The 6,000-nt window shown below is 70.5% G+C and carries 3 protein-coding genes; all 3 read right to left on the bottom strand.

Translation table 11 applies throughout. The annotated features are described in order from the left end of the window. Positions 1–160 precede the first annotated feature (160 nt). The 3 genes from treF to U9J39_RS03320 all read right to left on the bottom strand — a co-directional run bounded on the left by treF (position 161) and on the right by U9J39_RS03320 (position 5,795). Positions 161–1,954 (bottom strand): alpha,alpha-trehalase TreF, encoded by a 1,794-nt coding sequence (gene treF, locus U9J39_RS03330; protein ID WP_115713755.1) that lies wholly within the window; start codon positions 1,952–1,954, stop codon positions 161–163. A gap of 128 nt (positions 1,955–2,082) precedes the next feature. Continuing rightward, positions 2,083–3,507, bottom strand: coding sequence for a multidrug transporter subunit MdtD (gene mdtD / locus U9J39_RS03325; protein WP_115683485.1), 1,425 nt, complete (start codon positions 3,505–3,507; stop codon positions 2,083–2,085). Between the two features lie 98 nt (positions 3,508–3,605). Further along, the gene (locus tag U9J39_RS03320) at positions 3,606–5,795 is read right to left on the bottom strand and encodes a TonB-dependent receptor family protein (protein WP_115713756.1); all 2,190 of its coding nucleotides are present in this window, start codon (positions 5,793–5,795) and stop codon (positions 3,606–3,608) included. Positions 5,796–6,000: the final 205 nt, after the last annotated feature.

Here is a 6,000-nt window from a genome sequence, read left to right as displayed (position 1 = left end):
TGAACTGCCGGCGCCTTTAATCGGAGCGGGCCGGGGCGCGTTCATTCCATCTTTTTGGCGCTCGGCCAAAAAGTGACCCGCCCAGCAGGGCGGAACCAGGCGGTTCAAAGCCGACAGCATGTCACCAACAGCGACCAATTACCACCGCGCGACGGTACGCTCACCTCGAAGCCCCCACGCCATCCGCGCGGCACGTTGCCGGCACCTCGCCGTAGCGTGCCATCAGCGCACCGGCCACCGCATTGGTCCAGCCAAAGCCGTCCTGCAGCGGATACTCGCCGCCGCCCCCGCCGTGGGCAGCGCCTTCGATACGCCGGATGCGGTATTTCTCGACCAGCTTGCATTCGTGCGTGTACAGGCTGGCGACGGTAGCCAGCCAGCGCCGCGCAATCTCGCCTGCGAGGGCATCGTGGCCATAGCGCTCCAGCCCGCACACCGCCAGCCACTGCAGCGGCGCCCAGCCATTGGGATGGTCCCATTGCTGCCCCGAGGTGCACTCCGTCGTGGCCAGGCCGCCGTCAACCAGCAGCCGGTCCTGCACAGCCCGCGCCACCCCTTGCGCCTGCGCCGGACTGGCCAGGCCGAGATAGAGCGGCATCACGGTAGCCGCGGTCAGGTACCGGCGCGGCGCGCCGCGGCACCAGTCGTAATCGATGAAGACACCCGCGGCGCCGTCCCACAGGTATTGCAGGATGGCCGCCTCGCGCCGCTGTGCCGCGGCGCGGTAAGCCTCGGCCGCGGCATCGCCGGCCTGCTCGCACAGCGCCGCCAGCCGCGTTTCCAGGTGCCACAGCAGCGCATTGAGGTCGACCGGCAGCATCGCCGTGGTGCGGATGGTGGCCAGGTCGGCGGGCTGGCCGGCGCGCGGATCTGGCGCATCGAGCCAGCGCGAGCTGAAGTCCCAGCCCGACTCCGCCGCGGCACGCAGGTCGCGGAACACCATATGGTGCGGGCGGCCGCTGCGCAGCGCGGTCTCCATGTCTTCCAGGAAGGCCTCCTCGCGCGGCCATGGGCGGTCGTCCCAGTAGCGGTTGAGCAGCGCGCCGTCGGGCAGGCAGACCACGCGGCGGTGCGCGTGGCCGGGACACAGGCCGTCGGCGCCGTCCATCCAGAACGCATATTCGCGGCGCAACTGCGGCAGGAAGTCGAGCGCGCCGGCCAGTTGCTCGCGCTCGAGCAGGTCCACCATCAATGCAAAGACCGGCGGCTGCGAGCGGCTCAGGTAGTAGTTGCGGGTGCCGTTCGGCACCAGCCCGTAGGTGTCGAGCAGGTAGGCAAAATTCCGCGTCATCTCCACCATCAGGTCGCCGTGCCCGCTGCGGGCCAGCCCCTGCATGGTGAAGTAGGAATCCCAGTAATAGAGTTCACCGAAGCGCCCGCCCGGCACCACGTAGCGGTGCGGCAGCGGCAACAGCGACGACAGCGGCGGATGGGCCACGGGCGCGCGCGTCAGCACTGGCCACAGCCCGTCGATATGCTCGCGCAGGGTGCTGGCCGGATCGGATACGTAGTGGCTGTCCGGCACGGTGGCGCGGGTGAAGTACGCCTGCACGAAATCCGCCAGCGAGAAGCCCGGCGTGTCGCGGGTCTCGCGATAGCGCGCCACGATCTGGTCCGGGTCGCAGTTGGGAATGCAGTCAGGGAAGGTCTTGCTGTCGGCGAACAGGCCGCTGTGCTGGACGTCGACGAACAGTTCGCAATAGCGTGCCGCCGGCGACAGCATGTCGGCGCAGGCGCAGCCCGGCAGCGCGTGCGGCGGCGGGCAGTCGCGGTGCGTGATCCAGGCGGGCTGCGCCGCCGCATGGATCTTGCCGGGCGCCGCGGCCGGTCCGGCCACGGCGCCGGCCCCGTCGGGCGTGGCCGGGGCGCTGCGCGGCACCGTGCTGCCGCTTGCGGCGGCGCCGGGCGATGGCGGTACCGCGGGTTCGGAATCGGGCTTGCCGGTTGGCCGCATGGACGCCTCCTTGTACCGGCCGCGCCGGCTCCGATGGGATAGAAATAGGAGCCGCGGCGCGCACGGTAAGTTCGCCGCCGCCACGCAAAGCGGCGCATGTGCCACGCCGGGGCAAGCCCGGGCGCGCGCTACACCTCCTTCTCGCCGTGTTGCACCGGAATCGCCGGCGCCGGCTCGCGCACGCCCAGCTGCATGAAGATCCAGGCCGACGCGCAGGTGATCAGCCCCATGCAGATAAAAGTCGCATGGAAGGCCGGCAGCACCGCCGCGGGATCCCCGCCAAAGCGGTGCTGGAACGTCGCCAGCAACGCCCCCGCCGCGGTTACGGCCAGGCTCATCGACAGCATCTGCACCATCGACAGCATGCTGTTGCCGCTGCTGGCGCCGGCGCCGCTGAGGTCCTTCAGCGTGACCGTGTTCATCGCCGTGAACTGGATCGAATTGACCATGCCGAACAATGCCAGCAGCGGCACCAGCAGCCACAGCGGCAGCTGCGGCGTGATCAGCGCGAAGGCCGCCATCACCACGCCCACCACGAAGGTGTTCGACACCAGCACGCGCCGGTAGCCATGGCGCTGGATCAGCCGTGTGGCGAGCCGCTTGGACGCCATGCCGGCTGCGGTGACCGGCAGCATCATCAGGCCTGCATCGAACGGCGCATAGCCCAGGCTGACCTGCAGCGTCAGCGGGATCAGGAACGGCATCGAGCCGTTGCCGATGCGCGCGAACAGGTTGCCCAGCAGCCCGACGCTGAAGCTGTGGATGCGGAACAGCCGCAACGGGAACAGCGGCTGCTTGCGGCGGTTGGCATGCAGCCCGTAGGCGGTCAGTGCGGCCATGCTGGCGATCAGCAGCATCAGCACGGTGGCGTGCTGGAAGCCCAGCCCGGCCAGGCCGTCGAGCGAGAACGACAGCGCCAGCATGGCGGTGGCCAGCAGCAGGTAGCCCGCGATGTCGAAGCGGCCGACGCCGGCCAGCCGCGCATTGGGCATGTAGCGCACGGTGGCCAGCGCCCCCAGCACGCCGACCGGCACGTTGATCAGGAAGATCCAGTGCCAGGACAGCGCCTGGGTCAGCCAGCCGCCCAGCGTGGGCCCGATCAGCGGGCCGATCATGCCGGGGATGGCGACGAAGCTCAGCGCCTGCAGGTACTGCTCGCGCGGGAAGGTGCGCAGCACCGAGAGCCGCCCCACCGGCAGCAGCATCGCGCCGCCCACGCCCTGCACCACGCGCGCGCCGATCAGGAAGTTCAGCGTCGGCGCGTAGGCGCACAGCAGCGAGCCCGCCACGAACAGCGCGATCGCGGTCTGGAAGATGGTGCGGGTGCCGAAGCGGTCGGCCAGCCAGCCCGAGGCCGGGATGATCACCGCCATCGTCAGCGAGTAGGCGATCACCACCGACTGCATCCGCAACGGGCTCTCGCCCAGGCTGTGCGCCATCGACGGCAGCGCGGTATTGACGATGGTCGAGTCCAGCGTCTGCATGAAGAAGCCGACCGCCACCACCCACAGCATGATGCGGCGGGTGCGGTCGTCGGGCGCGGGCGAGGTCATGGTGCGGCTCCGGGTCCGGCAGGCGCCGCGCTGACCCGCGCGCCGGCCAAAGCCAACACCTTAAAGGGCAACGACGGCCGAGGCAATCGGCGCCAGGCTTACAGCGCGGCGCGCAGCCCGATGAAGAAGCGCCGGCCCGGTGCCGGCTCGAAGTAGCGCCCGTTGGCCTCGTTGACGATGACCGAGCCGATATAGCGCCGGTCGGCCAGGTTGTCGATGCGGCCGAACAGGTAGAAACGCGTCGGGCCGAGGCGGAAGGCATAGCCGGCGCGCAGGTTGATCACGGCATAGCCCGGCGCCGCCTGGGTGTTGAGGTCGTCGGCATAGACGCGGCTGTCGACACGCAGTTCGGCCCCGAGCGTCAGCGGTGCGAGCGGCCGCCATGACAGGTCTGCGGCCAGGCTGTGGCGCGCGGTGCCGGGCAGGCGATTGCCGGCCGCCACCGCCTGGCCCTGCGCATTGACAAAGCCATCACCGAAGTACGCATCGAGCCAGGTATAGGCCAGCCCCGCCTCGATCCGGCTGCCGCCGTCCTGGCCCGGCGTGCCGACCTGACCCAGGAAGCCACCGCGCCAGCCCAGCTCCAGCCCGCGCCGGCGCACGCCGCTGACGTTCTGGTAGACGGTGCGCCCGGCGTTGTTCGATTGCGGCACCACCTCGTCATGGCTGTCGGCATCGAACAGCGCCGCTTCCAGCCGCTGCCCCGCCGCCTGCCACTTGATGCCGATCTCGCCCTGGCGGCTGGTCGATGCCTGCAAGCCCAGGTTGCTGCCGACGCCGCCGGGGCCGTAGGCGACCTCGGTCAGCGTCGGCGTCTCGAAGCCGCGGCCGAGATTGGCGTAGACGTTGACGGAATCCAGCGCATGCCAGACCACGCCCAGCACCGGGCTGACATTGCTGTAGCTGGCGTGGCCGCTGTCGTCGGGGCTGGCCGCGGTGATGAAATGGTCGTCGATGCCCAGCCGCACCCGGCTGGCGCGCGCCCCGCCCACCAGTTGCCAGGCCGGATGAAAGCTCCAGTCGAACTGGGCGAAGGCGCCGAGGTCGGTTGCGGTATTGGTTTCATCGCGGCGCAACGCCCCCTGGGTGCCGTTCTGGTTGACGTAGCCGTTGCGGCCGTCGCGCATGCCGTTGGCTTCGAGCCCGGCGCTCCACAGCAACGGCAGACCCGCGGCCGTGGTGGTGCGCCGGGTCCACGACAGCGCGGCACCGCCGAAGGTGCGGTCCAGGTCGACGATGCCGCCGGACGAGGTCGGCGCGGCGCCGCTGAAGCCCAGCCGCTGGTACAGGTTGCGCGTGCCGCCGTACAGCCGTGCCGACAGGCTGTCGGTGCCGCTGGCCTGGTGGTCCACCACCACCCCGGCCTGGGCCTGTTCGACGGTCTTGCCGGTATCGAACTGGGTGGCCGCGGCCACCGCCTGGCGCGGGTTGGCATCGGCCTGCGCGCGGGTCAGGCCGAGCGGATCCTGCGCCAGCGGCTGGTTGAAGTAATTGAACTGGCCGGTCACGCGCGTGCCGCTGGCCGGCTGCGCCACCACCCTGGCATTGAGCTGGTAGCGGCGCGCCGCGCTGTGCTCGCGATAGCCGTCGGTCTGGTAGGTCCACGCATCGAGCGAGCCGCCGAGCCGCTCATTGCCGCCGGCCAGCGCCACGCCGGCCTGCCACTGGCCGTCGGCGCCGAAGCCGGTCGAAACGCGCCCGGTAACCCCATCCTTGGGCGGATCGGGCGTGAACACCTGCACCACCCCGCCCGAGGCATTGCCATACAGCTGCGCGAACGGGCCGCGCAGCACCTCGACCCGGCTGGCATTAGCAAGGTCGGCCGTCGATGCCTGCCCCTGTCCGTCCGGCATGGTGGCGGGGATGCCGTCGACATACAGGCGCACGCCGCGCACGCCGAAAGTCGAGCGCGTGCCGAAGCCGCGCACCGCCAGTTGCAGGTCCTGCGAAAAGTTCTGCCGGTCGCGCACCGCCACGCCCGGCACGCCGGCGAGCACCTCCGACAGGTTCACCAGCGGCGTGGCGCTGCGCAGCGGGTCGACCGGCACGCTGTCGATCGCGGCGGGCGCGTCGAAGCGGCGTTGCTCGCTGCGGGTGGCGCTGACCACCACGTCGGGCAGGGTCTCGCCGGTGGCCGCGGCAACGGCCGTGCCGGGCGCGTCCGCCGCCCGCGCGGCGGCGCTGGCCAGCATCAGCACCACGCACGCCAGCGTAGAACGCGCCGGGAAACGATGAACAGAGCGGCGCTGCTGCCGCATCGCCGGGATCTGCCTGCCGCCTGGGTTCATGGGAATCGGAAGCGGTTGCGGGTGGGGGCGCGGAGTCGGGCAGCGCCGGGCGGGGTGGATATGGCGCAACTTTATCCCGGCCGCGACGCGATGGCTACGCGCCGCGGTGCCGGGAAAACCCGTGACCGGGGCCGGGGCCACTTTCCGAATCAATGTTCAGAAATTTTCAACAACTTATTGCGTAACCACCCCTGCTTGCACTGCT

The sequence above is a fragment of the Cupriavidus sp. SS-3 genome (assembly GCF_035818815.1).
In the GTDB taxonomy this organism is placed as follows: Bacteria; Pseudomonadota; Gammaproteobacteria; order Burkholderiales; family Burkholderiaceae; genus Cupriavidus; species Cupriavidus taiwanensis_C.
Note: the sequence above shows the minus strand (reverse complement) of the source record. Positions and strands in the feature narration are given on the sequence as shown.